This window comes from Pseudomonas sp. B16120, from assembly GCF_044218845.1.
Classification (GTDB): domain Bacteria; phylum Pseudomonadota; class Gammaproteobacteria; order Pseudomonadales; family Pseudomonadaceae; genus Aquipseudomonas; species Aquipseudomonas paracarnis.
Window position 1 is genome coordinate 291,527 of the sequence record NZ_CP162588.1, and the last position, 16,983, is coordinate 308,509.

A 16,983-nucleotide genomic window follows, 5' to 3' on the forward strand; every position below is an offset into this window, starting at 1 on the left:
CAATGGATGTTCGCCAATTCGCCTTCCTGGCCCGCCAACCTTCTGCCGCCCTGAAGCGCCGGGACGCGTTCTTCGGCCTGCCCAAGCGCGGGCTGGCGTTGATCCTCGCCAACGCATTGTTCTGGCAGCCGCTGCTGGCCCAGGCTGAGGGCATCGTGGTCAGTGCGCCGGGCACCACCGTGGGCGCGGCGGGCAATGGCGTGCCGGTGGTCAACATCGCCACCCCCAATGGCGCGGGCCTGTCCCATAACCAGTTCAAGGACTACAACGTCGGCCCCAACGGCGTGATCCTCAACAACGGCAACAGCGCCATGGTCAACACCCAACTGGGCGGGATCATTGTCGGTAACCCCAATCTCAAGGGCGGCGCGGCGAACGTCATCCTCAACGAAGTCAACGGCGGCAGCCCCAGCCAGTTGCGCGGCTACACCGAAGTGGCGGGGCAGTCGGCCAAGGTCATTGTCGCCAACCCGTACGGAGTGACGTGCAGCGGTTGCGGCTTTATCAACACCCCCAACGTCACCCTCACCACCGGCAAACCGGTGCTCGACGCCAGCGGCCAATTGCAGCGCTATGAAGTGGATGGCGGCGCCGTGACCATCGACGGCCAGGGCTTGAACGCCAGCAATGTCGAACGCTTCGATATCATCACCCGCTCGGCCAAGATCAACGCACAAATCAACGCCCGCGAACTCAACGTGATCGCCGGGCGCAACGACGTCGATGCGCAAAGCCTGAAAACCACCGCCCGCGCCGATGACGGCAGCACCAAGCCCGAGCTGGCAATCGACTCCTCGGCCTTGGGCGGCATGTATGCCGGCGCAATCAAACTGGTGGGCACCGAAGCCGGCGTGGGCGTGAAGCTCGACGGCACCCTGGCGGCCAGTGGTGGCGATATTCAGCTCGACGCCAACGGGCGCCTGAGCATGGCGCAAACGGTGGCCACCGGTAACGTCAAAGTCACCGCGCAAAACGTCGACCTCACCGACAAGGTCTACGCCAACGGCAACGTGCAGGTCACCAGCGCCCAGGCCCTGGTCAACCGCAAGAGCATCGCCGCCGGCCAGCGCATCGAGATCAACGCGGCCAGCGTGAACAACCCCGGCATCATCGAAGCCGGCGTCGCCGCCGATAACAGCCGCAACACCACGGGCGACCTGGTGGTGAACGCGCAGACCGTCACCACCAGCGGCAACCTTTTGGCCAGCCGCGCCCTGGCGATCACCGCCGCACAAGCGCTGACCAACCAGGGCGCGATCATCCAGGCCAAGACCGTCGAGGTCAGCAGCGCCAAACTCACCAACCAGGGCGCCAGCGCTCGCCTGTTTGGCGAGCAGAGCCTGGCGATCAACTCGCCGGCCATCGTCAACCTCGGCGGCCTGATCCGCTTCGGCGAAGGCCAGGCTGCCACGCTCAACAGCGCGTCCCTGGACAACCGTCAGGGCCGTATCGAAATGGCCGGCGGCAGCCTGGTGCTCACCAGTGCCGACCTGAACAACAGCGGCGGGCAAGTCATCGCCAACGACCTGACCGTCAACGCCGGCAACCTGAACAACCAGAACGGCGTACTGGTGGCCAAGACCGCGACCGTCACTGCCAGCGACCTCGACAACAGCCTCAAGGGCCTGATCCAGGCCGACGGTGGCGCGCTCAACCTCGCCGTGTCCAACACCTTCAACAACAATCAGGGTTTCGCCCAGGCCAGCACCGATCTGAACGTCACTGCCGGCACCCTCAGCAGCAACGCAGGCGGCGTACTCAGCGCCGACACCGGCAAGCTCACCCTCACCGCCGCGCAACAGCTCAACAACGCCGAGGGCCGCTTGCAGGCCGGGCAGGGCGATATCGAACTGCACGCCGCCAACCTGGATAACCAGAGCGGCACAATCGTCGGCAAGCAACTGCTGCTCGACGTGGCTGGCGGCGATATCGACAACCGCGCCGGGCGCGTGTTGGGCGACCACCTCGACGTGCGCGCTTCCGGCCTCGACAACCGCAACGCCGGCCTGCTGGCCGGTGGCGCCCAGGGCGTAAGCCTGCTGCTCAAAGGCCCGGGCCAGTTGCTCAACGCCCAGGGCCGCATCCAGAGCGAAGGCCTGCTGCAACTGCAAGGCGAGCGCTTGGACAACAGCGCCGGCATCCTGCTGGGCCAGACCGTCGACGTCACCGCGCAGACCTTCACCAACAGCAACAAAGGCGCGCTGGTCAGCGACGGCGGCGACGTGGTGCTCAAGGTTAGCGACCTGCTCGCCAACGTCGGCGGCCAGATCGACGCGGGCGAGCGCAGCGTGCTGGTCAAGCAACTCACCACCCTCAATAACGACGGCGGCACCCTGCGCGGCAAGCGCCTGGACATCGCCGCGCAGCACCTGAACAACGACAACGGCCAACTGCTGGCCGGCGCCGAAGGCCTGAGCTCCAGCGGCCAGGATGTGAGCAACCGCAAGGGCCTGATTCTCAGCGGCGGCGCCCTCACCGAACTGAACATCACCCGCCTGGATAACCAGGGCGGCACCGTGCAGGGCGACAGCCTGAGCGTCACCGCCAACAGCGTCGACAACGCCAGCGGCGGCCTGATGGCCAGCCTGGTCGGCAACCTGCAACTGACCGTAGAGGCCCTGGCCAACCGTGGCGGCAAGCTGTTCGGCAAAGAACAAGTGACCGTCAGCGGCGCCACCCTCGACAACAGCGCGGGCGGCCAGGTCAGCGGCAATCAGATCAACCTGACCTCACGCAACACGCTCACCAACCAGGGCGGCCTGATCGAAGCCAACCAGGGCCTGGCCCTCACCGGCGGCAACCTGGATAACAGCGTCAGCGGGCAACTGCGTGCATTGGGCGGCGCCAGCAGCAAACTCAACCTCAGCGGCGCGCTGAACAACCAGAACGGCACCCTCGAATTCGGCAGCCAGGCCTTCAGCCTTGACGCCGCCAGCCTCAACAACCAGAACGGCATGTTGCAACACGCCGGCACCGGCCTGTTCCACCTCAACACCGCCAGCCTCGCAGGCAGCCAGGGCAATATCCAGGACATGGGCAGCGCCGACTGGGCATTCGGTAAAGTCGACGGCCTGGGCCGTGTGCAACTCAACGACGTGCTCACCTACAAGAGCGACCAAGGGCTGGCCCTCAAGGCCGGTGACCGCTTGGCCAGCGCCAAGGGCTTGATCCTCAACGTGGCCAGCCTGGATAACGGCGGCGAACTGCTCAGCGACGGCGACATCAGCATCACCACCGGCGATATCACCAACAGCGGCCGCGTCTCGGCCCTGCAAACACTCACCGTCGCCGCCAACAACCTCAGCCAGAACGGCGGCCGCCTGGCGGCCACCAATGCGCGCCTGACCCTGGGCGGCACCCTGGACAACCTCGGTTTCCTCACCGCCCGCCAGCAACTGGACATCGCCGCCGCGCAAATCAACAACCGTGGAACCCTCGGTGCCCAGGGTGCAGTGAACCTCACCGCAGTCAACGGCATCACCAATGCCGCCAACACGCTGCTGTTCAGCGGCGGCGACATGACCTTGCGCAGCAATGGCTTCAGCAACAGCTATGGCGATGTCTACAGCAAAGGCAACCTGAGCTTCGCCGCTCGCGATGGCGGGCGTGCCGTGCTGTTCAGCAACCGCTCCGGTACCGTTGAAAGCGAAGGCTCGATCGGCATCAATGCGGGCTTTATCGAAAACGCCAAAGATGAATTCGAACTCGGGCAAACGCTGACCACCGGCAGTTTGAGTTGGATCTGTGGCCAGCACTGCGGCGAGAGCGACAACTGGGAACGTGGCGAGATCACCATCTACGAGACGTACCTTGAGGCGGCGACCAAGGACTCGGTAGCGGCGCGCCTGGTGGCGGGCAAAAACATGCTGCTGCAAGGCGACACGGTGCAGAACCGCTACAGCCTGATGGCCGCCAATGGCGACCTGAGCATCACCGCCGGTGACCTGCTCAACCAGGGCGCCGCCACGCGCACGGGCCAGCGCAAGCTTGTCATCGGCACGCCAGGTCACGTCTCCGACGATTTGTTTGAACGCATGCAATACGTCGACGTGCCCGCGTTCAATGCGGCCACGGCGGCTGGGAATTTTGATAAGGCGCGCTTCGAAGAACTCAAAAGCCGCTCACCCAATAGCCTGCCGTTCGCCTACGCAAGTGACGTCACCACCTGGACCAACAACAGCGGCCCCGGCTACGACGCCACCCTGCAAGCGGGCGGCACGGTCAACCTCAACGTCGCCCGCACCCTGCAAAACGGTACGCTGCACAACAACACCCTGGCGCAGTTGACCGGCACCCTCGGCGACGACCAGACCGGCATCCCCGTCGGCGGCATCAATATCAACCTGAGCAAACACGTCAACGACCCGAGCGCCCAGGCGCCGGGCAGCGTATTGCCCGTCGTGGGCGTGGCCCCCGGTGGCGGCTTCGTACCGGTGGACTACACCGGCACCGCCTTCGCCCCGGTCGACCCCACCACCTCGCCCACCTTCCAACTGCCCAAGGGCGAGTACGGCCTGTTCGTCAAAAACGCCGACCCTACCAGCCACTACCTGATCGAGACCAACCCCGAGTTCACCTCGGTGTCGGGCTTCTTCAGCTCCGACTACATGCTCGGCAAACTCGGCTTCACCGCCGACAACGCCTGGCGCCGCCTCGGTGACGGCCAGTACGAAACCCGCCTGATCCGCGACGCCGTCCTCGCGCAAACCGGCCAACGCTTCCTCGCCGGCGGCCTGTACAGCGACGCCGACCAGTTCCGCTACCTGATGGACAACGGCCTCGCCAGCAAAGACGCCCTGCGCCTGAGCCTGGGCGTGGCCCTCACCGACCAGCAAGTCGGCGCACTGACCCACGACATCGTGTGGATGGAAAACCGCGTCATCGACGGCCAGACCGTCCTCGTACCGGTGCTGTACCTGGCCCAGGCCGACTCGCGCAACGTGCGCGGCAACAGCCTCATCCAGGGCCGCGACCTCAACCTGGTCACCGGCGGCGACCTGATCAACGTCGGCACCTTGCGCGCCAGCAACAACCTCTCCGCCATCAGCAGCGGCAGCATCTACACCGGCGGCCTGGTCGAAGCCGGCAACAACCTCAACCTGCTCGCCCAGGACAGCATCCGCAACGCCATGGCCGGCGAAATCCGCGGCAAACAAGTCAGCCTCACGGCCCTCAAAGGCGACATCACCAACGAAACCACCGCCATCCAGGTACGTGACGGCGCCGGCATGCGCACCCTCACCGACACCAGCGCCGGCACCATCGTCGCCCGCGAAAACCTCGCCATCGACGCCGGCCGCGACCTCACCAACCGAGGCGCACTGGTAGCGGGCAACGACGCTAACTTAACCGCCGGCCGCGACCTCAACCTCATCGCCGCCAGCGACACCAGCGTCAAACACGAGACCCGCAACGGCGGCGAGAAATCCAGCATCACCACCGACGTCAAAAACCTCGCCGCCAGCGTCACGGCGGGCGGCAACCTCAACATGCAGGCCGGGCAAGACGTCAACATCATCGGCAGCACCGCCACCGCCGGCAAAGACCTCAACATCGCCGCCGGCCGCGACCTCAACGTCGCCTCGGTCAGCGACATGCACAACGTTGAGGGCAAGGAAAAGGACGGCAAAAAACGCATCAAGACCTCGGACGACCAGACCACTCAAGTGGCGAGCGTGCTGACGGCGGGTGGGGATTTTGTCAGCCAGGCGGGGCGTGACACCACGATCGTGGCGAGCAGGATCAGTGCGGGGAATGAGGCTTATCTGTATAGCGGGGATAAGTTGAGTTTGTTGGCTGCGCAGAACAGCACCTACAGCCTTTACGACATGAAGGAGAAGGGGGGCTGGGGCGCGAAGAAGACCAAGCGTGATGAGGTGACCCACGTTACAAATGTGGGGACTGAGATCAAGACTGGTGGTGATCTGTCGCTGGTCAGTGGCGGTGATCAGCTGTATCAGCGGGCCAAGCTTGAGAGCGGTAAGGACCTGGCCATCACCAGTGGCGGCGCGGTGACCTTCGAGGCGGTCAAAGACCTGCACCAGGAGAGCCACGAGAAGAGCAAGAGTGACCTGGCGTGGACCAGCGCGAAGGGCAAGGGGAATACCGACGAGACGTTGCGCCAAAGTGAGTTGAAGGCACAGGGTGAGTTGGCGATCAAGGCGGTTAACGGGCTGAAGATCGACATTAAACAGATTGATCAGAACACGGTTAGCCAGACGATTGATGTGATGGTCAAAGCAGACCCACAGTTGGCTTGGTTGAAAGAAGCCGAGAAGCGTGGGGATGTGGATTGGCGGCATGTGAAGGAGTTGCACGACTCCTTTAAATACAGCCACTCCAGCCTCGGCCAAGGCGCAATGCTGGCAATTATCATCGTTGTCACCGTGTTGACGGCGGGAGCGGCCAGTGCGCTAGCTGCTTCGGCAGGTAGCGCTGTAGGGGCCGGCTCCACTATGGCTGCCGCGACAGCCGCTACCGCTGCGACGTCGACCACCGCAGCAGTCGCAGGAACTGCAGCAGGGTTGGGCAACGTCATCGCGACTGCCTCGTTGACCTCGCTTGCCAGTACCGGCGTCGTCAGCACCATAAACAATAAAGGCAACTTGGGGGCCGCATTCAAGGAAACCTTCAGCAGCGACAGCTTGAAGCAGTCACTGATCGCGGGCGCTTCTGCGGGCTTTGTGAATTACGCCAGTGGCAATTGGTTTGGCGCGCAGAGCGACCCTGTAACTAACAAGGTAAGTGGACCAAGCGTCGTACCCCATTGGAATGACCCCGCAGCGATTGGCCGTTTTGGAACGATCCAATTGGCTGGCGGTGCCGTGCGCGGAACGCTCTCTGAAGCTCTTGGACAAGGCAGCTTCAAGGATGCAATGAAGGGCAGCCTTTTCGATGTAATGCAGGCGACCGCGTTCACCGGCGTTGGTGATTTTGGTAATGCCTTCAAACTTCAAGACAGCGACCTGAGCAAAACTGCACTGCATGCTGTTGTAGGTGGTTTGCTTTCAGAAGCAATGGGCGGCGACTTTAAAACGGGAGCGATGGCTGCGGGTGCTAACGAAGCCCTTATTGTGGCGTTGGATAAGTCGCCTTTGCTCAGTGGCAATGATCCAGCGGAACACGATCGTCTGGTCAATGCGGCTTCGAAACTGGTGGGATTGCTCGCTGCCGCGAGTGTTGATGGCGATGTCGCCATGGGCTCGGAAATCGCTGGGAATGCACAGTCATACAACCGCAAGTTGCACGTTCAAGAAGAGAAACGACTGGCCCAAGAGGCCAAGAGTTTAGATGCCACCAAAGGTCAAAGCCGATCTGGTTTTGAGTGGGATGCGCTCCTAACGTTTGTTGCCGGAGGCGAGGTCGATCAGAAAACCAACAATGAGCTTCAAGGGATTCTGGCCGGTTACGGTCCTTCTAACCCTGAAGGGCAAGCATTAGGTGACGACCTGACTGTTGCGCGGGGAGTTATCACCAAGCTGCAAAACGAGAAAGTCCTGCTGACCTGGGGAGATGGCAGCCCCATTGTTGCCAACGGGGATCAGGTCGTTGCGTTCAAGTCCACAGAAAAGCAGTACAAGGATTCGCTGCTGTTCAATCCTTCAAGTAACACAACCTACAACAACGAACCTGGTGGCATGGGTGTTGTGCCTGATGCGTGGTCCGAGCAATACGGAGAGCGTACGGCTATCACGAAACTCCCTGAGATCGCCGCGCTCAGTTCTGACGCCGCCTCCCAAGCAGAGCAAATAGACCGGCTACGTGTTTTGGCAAGTGGTGGCATTAATTCAGATATTGATCTCAAGCTGCTTGCTGAGCTTATGCCCATAGGTGGAGTAGGCAAGGGAGCATTGTTAAGCGCAATCAAAGAGTTGGCCGCGCGCGACGCATTAGCGGTTAAAGGTACGGAGGCTATCGCTGGCAAGGCTGCAGAAACTGTTGCCGGAAAGGGCATTGAGTCAGCCGCTGGTAAAGGCTTGGATGCGGCGGCGGGTAAGGGGACTGAACAGTTTGCCAACCAAGCACAGGCCAAATTAGCAGGCTATAGCCCATGCTGTTTTGCAGCCGGGACTATGGTCGCCACCCCTGATGGTGAACGAGCCATTGACGCGCTCAGGGTGGGCGACGTCGTCTGGACTAAACCTGAAGAAGGCGGTGAGCCGTTCGCGTCGAAGGTCTCAGCAACCCACATTCGCACGGATCAACCGATCTATCAGCTGACGCTTGTGAAGAACGGCAGTGCCGGTCAAGGTATCACTGAGACTCTGCAAGTGACGCCGGGTCATCCGTTCTACGTGCCTAAGCGCAAAGGCTTTGTGCCACTTATAGAGCTCAAGCCGGGTGATCAACTGCAGTCGTTGGGGGATGGGGCGACTCAAGAGGCTTCGATCTCCGTTGTATCAATAAAGCTGCTGCAGTCGCAGGGTAAAACGTACAACCTGACGGTGGATATTGGACATACGTTCTATGTTGGCAAGCTAAGTACCTGGGTACATAACATTGGGCCTTGTTATACCTGTAATGCGGGAAGCTGTTCGATTCATGAGGTGCCTTCTGCCGGATCGCCTGTAAGCGAAAGCCACACTGACCGGACGTTTCAAGAGCTTGTGCCTGACGGCAAAGTGCCTAGCGTTCGTAACGGCGCTTTCACACGTTGGTTTGACGACCTGTCGCCAGCAGAGCTAGACGTGCTTTGGGAAAACAGGGCTACCCGAGAGGCAATTGAGGCGAGAATTCGTCAGCCAGGAGGTTTGCATGAGTGGTGTATGGTTTGTCGCGCTCCTGAATTCAAACAATGGGGGGTGCCGATGAGTGAAATTCAGCGTTTCAGAACAAAAACATCCGAATTGACATGGGTCAACCCTATTGATGGGGTACCAGGCGGTCACGGTGGGAATGCTTCAGGTGCTTTCCATAATGAGCTAAAAGCTGTTATTGATAACAGTAAGTCCCTAAACGAATTTAATAAGGGCGTAACGGCATTGCGCGATCGATGGAAAATCGATCCTTCTCTTTTGCCGGAGTTACCAAGAGGAAGAAATTAATGCCTACCCTTTTAAATGACTGGTGCGCTTTTTGTGAGGGAAGAACTTATTTTGATAAGTCGCATTTTTTAGCTCTGTTCAAAGTACATTCTTCTCTAACTGAAATTACTGAAGCGTTAAGCTATTTTCCTCAAGCTGACAGTTTGGTATCGCGCGTGAATGAGGTGATCCAAGCTGGTACGCTTGAAGATAAGTTATATCTATGCCCGACGATTGAATCTAGCGACTTTGAATTGATGCAAAAGGCAAAACTCTGGTTGCAAGCTCAGGCAAGTTTCTGTAAGTCTCTTGGAGACGACGAGTTATACGGGATATGCCAACGTGCAAAACTGTTGTATGGAAGTAAAGATCAATTTAACGATTATGATAAATTAGACGTTCCCAGCAACTGGATACTTGAACTGGTGGGGGATCAGGTCAGGGATTGCAGGTTGCTAAAAACAGAGCAAGAGTACGCACTGTTTGAGGCCCTTTACGGAGTTGCCGCTGATTATTATTTGGCTTGGTATATGGGGCAGCCTTTAATAAATCTGGATTTTGACTTTCGTTCATATTTCGAATTTTGGCGCTTAGGCGGTATTGGGTATCTCAGTGAAGATAAGTTCTTTGTTTGTCGAAAATAAAAGAGTGGGGGAAATGTATTTAGATCTGTTATGGCAGTACAAGACCTATTAGATAATATCTATCCCCCCTAAAAAAGGGGAGATTCGAGGGCGGAAAGTGATTACAGAAAGAACTGATCGTTACAGTGATGAACTTTTAGGGTTTGTAATCACCTGTCTGTTCTGCGAGGCTATTGATAGATTGGAGTTACAATCGTGGTGCGCAGGATTTTTAGGGGAGGAGGGAGCTCCAGATTTTTTATATGATTTGATTGAATTTGATGAGCCTATTTTCAAGATCTACAAAGTAATTGGCTATGTTCCAAATTGGAGTCGCTCTAAAAACGAGGAATATGCTTTATATGGAATAGCACTGCTCCGTGGCACGGTACCCTACGATATGCCGCTTTCGGCTACCGAAATGTTGGACGAGCTAGCCCGGTTGCCAGCGATACAGCATATGTTTCGTAAAGTATTTCCAAGTGTTGTATTTTAAAAGGTAGGATAGATTTTTTTGGGGTAGAGATGAGGGTGTGTTAGCAATAATGTGGAAATGAAAAAAGGGGACTAAAAAATGGGACAAATTTATTTAAATTAAAGTTGAAAAGCCTATTAAATAAATCTGTCCCATTTTGTTGGAACATTACCGCCGAATAAAGCTGGCTTAACTAAGCCAATGTCTGAGGTGAAGGTGGATCCGGTGGATTGGGGGGATAAATGATTAATATTAATTTTGAGACGGGCGAGATATTAACTCTACCTTTAAATGGTTTTGTTGGTGCAAGTTTGAAAGGGTTGCAGTTGCATCGCGCTATATTTGATGAGCTTAATATTGGAAGTGCCGACTTTTCTGGTTCGAATCTGAGAAGTGCCTCATTTGTTAACGCGTTTATAGATCGAGCTATATTTGATCGAGCAGCTCTGATGAATTCAAATTTTATGAATTCAGTTATGAGTAATACTTCTTTCGCAGGCGCAATGGCAGCATTTGCTGATTTTGCCGGTGCAAATCTTTCATGTGCAAGTTTTGATGGTGCTGATATTGGTGGTGCTAGCTTTATTAGATCAAATTTATGTGGCGCTGATCTTTGTGCAAATAGAATCGAAGAGGCGTTTTTTTTGGGCGCTACGTATAATGACGCTACTGTCTGGCCAAGTGGGTTTCGACCAGAAAGTTATGGTGCGATTAAAGTGCTTAAACGAGAGTAGAAAAGGGGGGCGTTATTTATGTTAGAGTTGAAAAGCATATTAAATAAATCTGTCCCCTTTTTCTATCGTGGTTGTATTTGATGTCGATGCTAAACTCCATAGTGAAATTATGGCTAACGCAGTTCCTCAACGTCCGATTCCAGGAGTCAACCGAGACCCGTCAGCGCCTAAAATTGTAGATCCGACCAAGCCTGGGACAGCCCTGGAACTTCCTAAGGTGTGGGAATCGTTGCTTGAAAAGCACTCAAGCAACGCCCGCATTTACGCTCATGAAGAATTTTTAAAGGAGTTCGGGAATTGAATTTAAATAAAGAAGTGCTTGATGGTTTATGGTCTGGTGAGAAAAGTATCTGTTTTTTTGTAAGTGGTGCTAAGTGTTATTGGGTTTTGGATTATAAGTATAACTTTTCATTGGATGCGGAAAAAGACTATCGCGCATATTTGGATAAAGGGCATATAACCCAGGCGCAGTATGAAGAAGCGTGTAGGGTGTTCCGTGGTGGAATTTTAAAGCTAACAGCCGATAATTTTTCGCAGTATCTAAATAGTGTTAGTGAAGGTGTGTTGACGGGTGAAGACCTTTCAAAAATTTTTGAGCTGGATGACGACTGTAGTTTACCCCGGTTGTTGAAAGAGGTTGAGGGCTACTTTTTGTCAGGCGCGAGTTTGAGTGCGGATATATTCGGTCTTGTTGGCCGTGTAGCGTCTAGGTTGCCCGTATTCTATATTAATTTTGATAGAAGAATATATATGCATATGGATCAAGACCGATTCCACGAGGAACTCTCATATTCTGATTGGACATCCAAGTGTTCAGATTTTAGTTTTTTAATACCAGATGCTGAGAGATATTGGATGAAGAGCGGTGATCTCTGGAAGTTTCGCTATGTTTAGTCGTGGTGTTGAGGCGATTTATTCGTGAATCTGACACAAAAATGGCCTTTCGTCGTGCTATAACTAAGGTGGGCGTCAAGATTTGATGGGCGAAGTTGCGTTTATTTAGGGGGGTAAGCCTTTTGGGTTTAGTTTTCAAGTTCGCCTAACTTTCAAGAGTGTTATGTATGAAAAAAATTTTCGTAGTTTTTTGCACTTTATTTCTGCTGGTTGGCTGCGTAACACAAGACCTGAGCATTGAAAACCGCCATAAAATCACGACTGTCACTATTTTGCCTGCCTCGTTTTCGGAGCAGCAGTTCAAGTACACCAGCATGGATCAAGCCTGGGGGGCCGGCTTAGGTGCCGGTGCCGGGGTGGCTGTGGGAATGGCATCGGATTCGTCCAAAGTCGCTACCAGTGCTATGGCTGGCGTGGGTGTGGCAGCGGGCGCGAAAGTGGCTGATGGTGGAGCTTCAAGTCCACGGCAGGCAATTTTGTTGAACTTGCAGCGTAACGAAATAGATCCAAGGCAGTTGTTCAAACAACTGTTGGAGGCACGGATCAGTGCTGAGCATTTATTCAAAGTTGAACCGGAGGGCGGCCGGGCCGATGCGCATATAGAATTTGTCGTGTCCGAATGGGGCTTTGCCTTGAAAAACTACAGTGCAGAGCTTTATCCCACAGTGGGCATTGTAGCGACCATGAAGCTCGGCGACGCAGTAGTTTGGAGGAATTTCGAAACTGTAACAGCGTTCAGTGAGGGAAATGTCCAGGCGTATACACCTCAGGAGTACGCAACAAACCCTGAAGCTCTCCGTAGCGCTTTGCAGAATGCTTTCGAGTTAGTGATAGCTAAACTAATGGCTGACTTAAACCAATAGGCGCTATAAGGGATAGAGAGAAAATGGCACAGATTTATTTAAATTTTAGCTGGGAAAGTGTATCAGATAAACCTGTCCTATTTTGTTGTGCTTAATTGCATAGGGTGCGGCGAGTTATGTCGGATAAACAAGTATGTGAGCTGACGATTGATGATCTTGGTAGTTATAGCGTTTGGTTCTTTCCGATGGACGACACCGTGGAGGACGAATTAACTGTGCGCCCCCTCGCCGAACAGGAAACGTGCTCAGACTTTCAGATTATCGTTCGAGCTGATTTTTTTGGTGAAAATGGCTCTGTGTATTGCGGTTATTTGTATTGGGACTCCAATGTTGCAATTGAATACTTGAGGCCTGTTGTATTGTCTGGAACGGGAGAGGCCGTAAGTTTTTGGAGCGGTATAGTCACTCCAACGTGGGAAAGTTCGGAGTTTGCCTGTTCGATTAGATCCGAGCTGCCTATTTCTTATGCCTCAGAATCGGTTTTCGGTCTTCCTTCCATTTGCGGAAAGCTGGAGGGACTTTATTATCTTTCGGATGATCAGGTTTGCTGCGTGAAATGACGAAAAAAAGTGGACCGGTTTATTAAGTTGAATTGCTCACGCATAAAGCGGGCGACACAAAGGCCGCCCGATTTTCACTCAGGACGGATCGGCATTGAGCCTGCGACTGATGACATCCAGCAAATCACACCCATCGCGCAGCGGAATGGCCAGCAAGTGGGCGAAGTCTGAAAGCACGACGGCATCGCTGCTGAGTTGTTCGCGAAAGGCTAGGTTTTCCAGCAGTTGGGTGACGGCCCGAATGCGGTGCATGGCGGCGTCGTGAAGGACGTCGAGAGGTGCCTGGGTGTCGATGATCAGGGCTGGGACGGTGCAGTCGTGGCCGGTTAGGGGAATGTATCGATTCATCATTAAGCTCTCTGGATTATTGAGGGCTCGTTCTTCGGGTCGCCAAACCCGGTCGCTTTTTGAGCGACGGCCGGACTATAAGCCGCACCGCCAAGCCCGCGCAAGGCATCAAAATGCCGCTGCTTCGGAGCGTGCCCGCAGCCGCTAACATCTTGCTATCCATTGCCGACATACTGCCCACGAACAAACGCACTACGCATACGCAAATCCGAAGCCTCACCCCAAACATTAAAGGACCAATGTGAAAAACCTCCTCCTCATTCTCCTCACCACCCTCATCCTCGGCGGCTGCGTCAGCCACCCCCTCACTCCCGAAAACCGCGCGCAGATCAAGACCGTCAAAGTCCTGCCCGTGAAGTGGGAAAAGAACATGGTGTACTTCGGCCGCGAACAGGCCTGGGGCGCGGCCCTGGGTGCCGGGGTTGGCGCCGGTGTTGGCATGGCCAGCGGGGCGTCCAAGCTGGGTACTGCGGCGTTGAGCGGCGCCGGGTTTGCCGGCGGCATGAAGCTTGGGCAGTTGGCCGAGATGCCGACGCCGGTGGCTATTCTGACGGTGATGGAGGCGGAAAAACTCGATGTAGGCGTGTTGCTCAAGCAGGGCTTTATCGATGAGTTGGGTAAGATTTCGACGCTCAAGGTGGTCGGCGATGATGAGCCCGCCGATGCGCAGATTCAACTGACCGTGTCCGAGTGGGGCTTTCGCCTGACCCAGGGTTTCAGCAGTGTGATTTATCCGACCCTTAACGTGTTAGCGCAGATGGATCGCGGCGATGAGATGGTCTGGCGCACCTTTGAAGCGGTCACGCCGTTTAATGGTCAGAACGTTTATGGCTATACACCGTTAACCTACCGCACGGACCCTGAAGCCTTGCGCCGGGCGTTGACCGGGATTACGCAGATTTCTGCGCAGTACCTGGTGAAGGAGCTCAAGTAGGGCTGTGCGAAGGCTGGCGGCTGTTGGTGTGCGGGCTTGGGCTAATGCCAGTCAGGGTTAAGCGCAGTTCCCCTGTGGGAGCGGGCTTGCCCGCGAAGGCGGTGTGTCAGTCGCTGCATCTGTTGCTGCACTACCGCTTTCGCAGGCAAGCCAGCTCCCACATTGGATCTTCGTTGCTTTGGGCATTGCGTTCGTTTAATTGATCGGCATTGGGCTTGCCCGCGAAGGCGGTGTGTCAGTCACCGCAACTACTACTGCACTAACGCTATCGCAGGCAAGCCAGCTCCCACATTGGATCTTCGTTGCTTTGGGCATTGCGTTCGTTTAATTGATCGGCATTGGGCTTGCCCGCGAAGGCGGTGTGTCAGTCGCTGCATCTGTTGCTGCACTATCGCTTTCGCAGGCAAGCCAGCTCCCACATTGGATCTTCGTTGCTTTGAGTATTGCGGTCGGCAGTAGGGTAAGCCCCCCACCTATGGCCGAAACAACTTGAGAACCGCTCTCAACCCCGTAAAATGCCGCAGCCGTTGCATCACCGTCTTTCAGGGAAGAATCCAGGCCAGCGCGTTTTCAGGCTGCCTTTCTCCTTGGAAAACCCAGCAACGCTGATTTCCTCACCCAAGGAGCACCCTGTGAAGACACTGTCCAAAATCCTGCTGTCGGGCCTCACCGCCGCGGCGCTGTTGACCGTGGCCGGTTGCGCCACCGAGAGCAACCGCGCGATGCCGGTGGAGCAAGTCGCCAGCGCCCACGTGGCCTATTCCGGCGTGCGTGTGCCGATTGCCGTGGGCAAGTTCGATAACCGCTCCAGCTACATGCGCGGCATCTTCTCCGATGGCGTTGACCGTCTCGGCGGCCAGGCCAAGACCATCCTCATCACCCACTTGCAGCAGACCAACCGCTTCAGCGTGCTGGACCGCGACAACATGGGCGAAATCTCCCAGGAAGCCAAAATCAAAGGCACCGTGCAGAAGCTCAAGGGCGCTGACTATGTGGTAACTGGCGATGTGACCGAATTCGGCCGCAAAGAAACCGGCGACCGCCAGCTGTTCGGCATCCTCGGCCGTGGCAAGACCCAAGTGGCCTACGCCAAAGTCGCGTTGAATATCGTCAACATCAACACCTCCGAAGTGGTGTATTCCACCCAGGGCGCTGGTGAGTACGCGCTGTCCAACCGTGAAGTGATCGGCTTCGGCGGCACCGCCAGCTATGACTCCACCCTCAATGGCAAGGTGCTGGACCTGGCCATGCGCGAAGCGATCAACCGCCTGGTCGACGGCATCAACGCCGGCGCCTGGAACCCGCGTAACTGATCAGCCACACCACAAGGAGCAGTACACGGATGAGCAAGGCAGTGAAGTTAGCGCTGACGCTGGCAGCAATCGCGACGGTAGCCGGGTGCCAAACGGCGCCCCAGCCCCTGTATCAATGGGAAAGCTACCAGCCGCAGGTTTACGAGTACTTCAAGGGCGAGCCCAAGGAAGCGCAGGTGGAAGCACTGGAGCGCGATCTGCAGAAGATCAACGCCAGTGGCCGCAAGGCACCGCCGGGTTACCACGCGCACCTGGGCATGCTGTACATGAACATGGGCAAGGATGACCAGATGGTGCAGGAGTTTCGCACCGAGAAGGCGTTGTTCCCTGAGTCTGCTGCGTACATGGACTTTCTGTTGAAAAACGCCAAAGCCGGAGTCGCCACCAAATGAGCCTGTTAAAACTCACCGGCGCCTTGCTGGCCCTGGCGTTGCTCGGCGGTTGCGCCGCGCCCAAGACGGTTGATTATTCGGCGTACAAACAGGCGCGGCCCAAGTCGATCCTGGTACTGCCGCCGATCAACGAATCGCCGGAAGTGCAGGCGTCCTACAGCCTGGTGTCGCAAGTCACCTACCCGCTGGCCGAAGCCGGCTACTATGTGTTGCCGATTGCCCTGGTGGACGAAACCTTCCGTCAGAACGGCCTCACCACCGCCAACGATATCCAGGCCGTACAACCGGCCAAGCTGCATGACATCTTTGGTGCGGACGCGGCGCTGTACATCACCATCAGCGAGTACGGCACCCAGTACATGCTGATCTCCAGCGACACCTCGGTGACGGCCTCGGCCAAACTGGTAGACCTGCGCACCGGCACCACCCTGTGGACCGGTTCGGCGCGGGCGTCGAGCGAGGAGGGCAATAACAACGGTGGCGGCCTGGTGGGCATGTTGATCACGGCGGCGGTCAAGCAGGTGATCAACAGCTCTACCGATGCGGCGCACCCGATTGCCGGTATCACCAGCGCGCGGTTGCTGTCGGCAGGGCAACGCACCGGCATCTTGTACGGCCCGCGTAACCCCAAGTACGGCACGGACTAAGAGAACACCGCCATTCAACTGTGGGAGCTGGCTTGCCTGCGATAGCGGTGGGCCAGTGCTGGAAAGGCTGCCTGACACACCGCTATCGCAGGCAAGCCAGCTCCCACATTGATCGGGGTGAATTTCAAGGGTTTAACCCGAACCCAACCTATGTCGCGTCTGACCTTGTGAACGGCT

The 16,983-nt window shown here is 56.5% G+C and carries 12 protein-coding genes; 11 read left to right on the forward strand and 1 reads right to left on the reverse strand.

Annotation, left to right across the window (positions count from 1 at the left end; genetic code table 11):
• Positions 1–2 precede the first annotated feature (2 nt).
• The 7 genes from AB4P90_RS01730 to AB4P90_RS01760 all read left to right on the forward strand — a co-directional run bounded on the left by AB4P90_RS01730 (position 3) and on the right by AB4P90_RS01760 (position 13,172).
• Entirely contained in the window at positions 3–9,044 is a 9,042-nt protein-coding gene (locus AB4P90_RS01730) for a filamentous hemagglutinin N-terminal domain-containing protein (protein WP_395605598.1), read from the forward strand.
• Entirely contained in the window at positions 9,044–9,667 is a 624-nt protein-coding gene (locus AB4P90_RS01735) for a hypothetical protein (RefSeq protein ID WP_014716394.1), read from the forward strand. The genes AB4P90_RS01730 and AB4P90_RS01735 overlap by 1 nt, the downstream gene beginning before the upstream one ends.
• Positions 9,668–9,764: 97 nt before the next feature.
• Positions 9,765–10,142: a hypothetical protein gene (locus AB4P90_RS01740; RefSeq protein WP_014716395.1), complete on the forward strand. Its 378-nt coding sequence runs from the start codon at positions 9,765–9,767 to the stop codon at positions 10,140–10,142.
• Positions 10,143–10,363: 221 nt separating this feature from the next.
• Complete coding sequence (locus AB4P90_RS01745; RefSeq protein WP_019819564.1) at positions 10,364–10,855, forward strand: pentapeptide repeat-containing protein; 492 nt, start codon at positions 10,364–10,366, stop codon at positions 10,853–10,855.
• Between the two features lie 297 nt (positions 10,856–11,152).
• Complete coding sequence (locus AB4P90_RS01750; RefSeq protein WP_019819566.1) at positions 11,153–11,749, forward strand: hypothetical protein; 597 nt, start codon at positions 11,153–11,155, stop codon at positions 11,747–11,749.
• 167 nt (positions 11,750–11,916) lie between these two features.
• Complete coding sequence (locus tag AB4P90_RS01755) at positions 11,917–12,612, forward strand: hypothetical protein (protein WP_019819568.1); 696 nt, start codon at positions 11,917–11,919, stop codon at positions 12,610–12,612.
• A 116-nt stretch (positions 12,613–12,728) separates the two neighbouring features.
• Positions 12,729–13,172 carry a hypothetical protein gene (locus AB4P90_RS01760; RefSeq protein ID WP_073845486.1) on the forward strand — a complete coding sequence of 148 codons (444 nt, stop codon included), beginning with the start codon at positions 12,729–12,731 and terminating at the stop codon, positions 13,170–13,172.
• A 78-nt stretch (positions 13,173–13,250) separates the two neighbouring features.
• Here AB4P90_RS01760 and AB4P90_RS01765 read toward each other — a convergent pair whose 3' ends face one another.
• Positions 13,251–13,508 carry a hypothetical protein gene (locus tag AB4P90_RS01765; protein WP_032873797.1) on the reverse strand — a complete coding sequence of 86 codons (258 nt, stop codon included), beginning with the start codon at positions 13,506–13,508 and terminating at the stop codon, positions 13,251–13,253.
• Positions 13,509–13,761: 253 nt separating this feature from the next.
• On the opposite strand from AB4P90_RS01765, the gene AB4P90_RS01770 reads away from it, so the two are divergent.
• The 4 genes from AB4P90_RS01770 (at position 13,762) to AB4P90_RS01785 (ending at position 16,806) form a co-directional block, all read left to right on the forward strand.
• A complete protein-coding gene (locus tag AB4P90_RS01770) occupies positions 13,762–14,454 on the forward strand; it encodes a hypothetical protein (RefSeq protein ID WP_019819571.1) in 693 nt (230 codons plus the stop codon).
• 632 nt (positions 14,455–15,086) lie between these two features.
• Entirely contained in the window at positions 15,087–15,767 is a 681-nt protein-coding gene (locus AB4P90_RS01775; protein WP_005783620.1) for a CsgG/HfaB family protein, read from the forward strand.
• 29 nt (positions 15,768–15,796) lie between these two features.
• A complete protein-coding gene (locus AB4P90_RS01780) occupies positions 15,797–16,159 on the forward strand; it encodes a DUF4810 domain-containing protein (protein WP_005783622.1) in 363 nt (120 codons plus the stop codon).
• Complete coding sequence (locus AB4P90_RS01785) at positions 16,156–16,806, forward strand: DUF799 domain-containing protein (RefSeq protein WP_005783625.1); 651 nt, start codon at positions 16,156–16,158, stop codon at positions 16,804–16,806. The genes AB4P90_RS01780 and AB4P90_RS01785 overlap by 4 nt, the downstream gene beginning before the upstream one ends.
• Positions 16,807–16,983 lie beyond the last annotated feature (177 nt).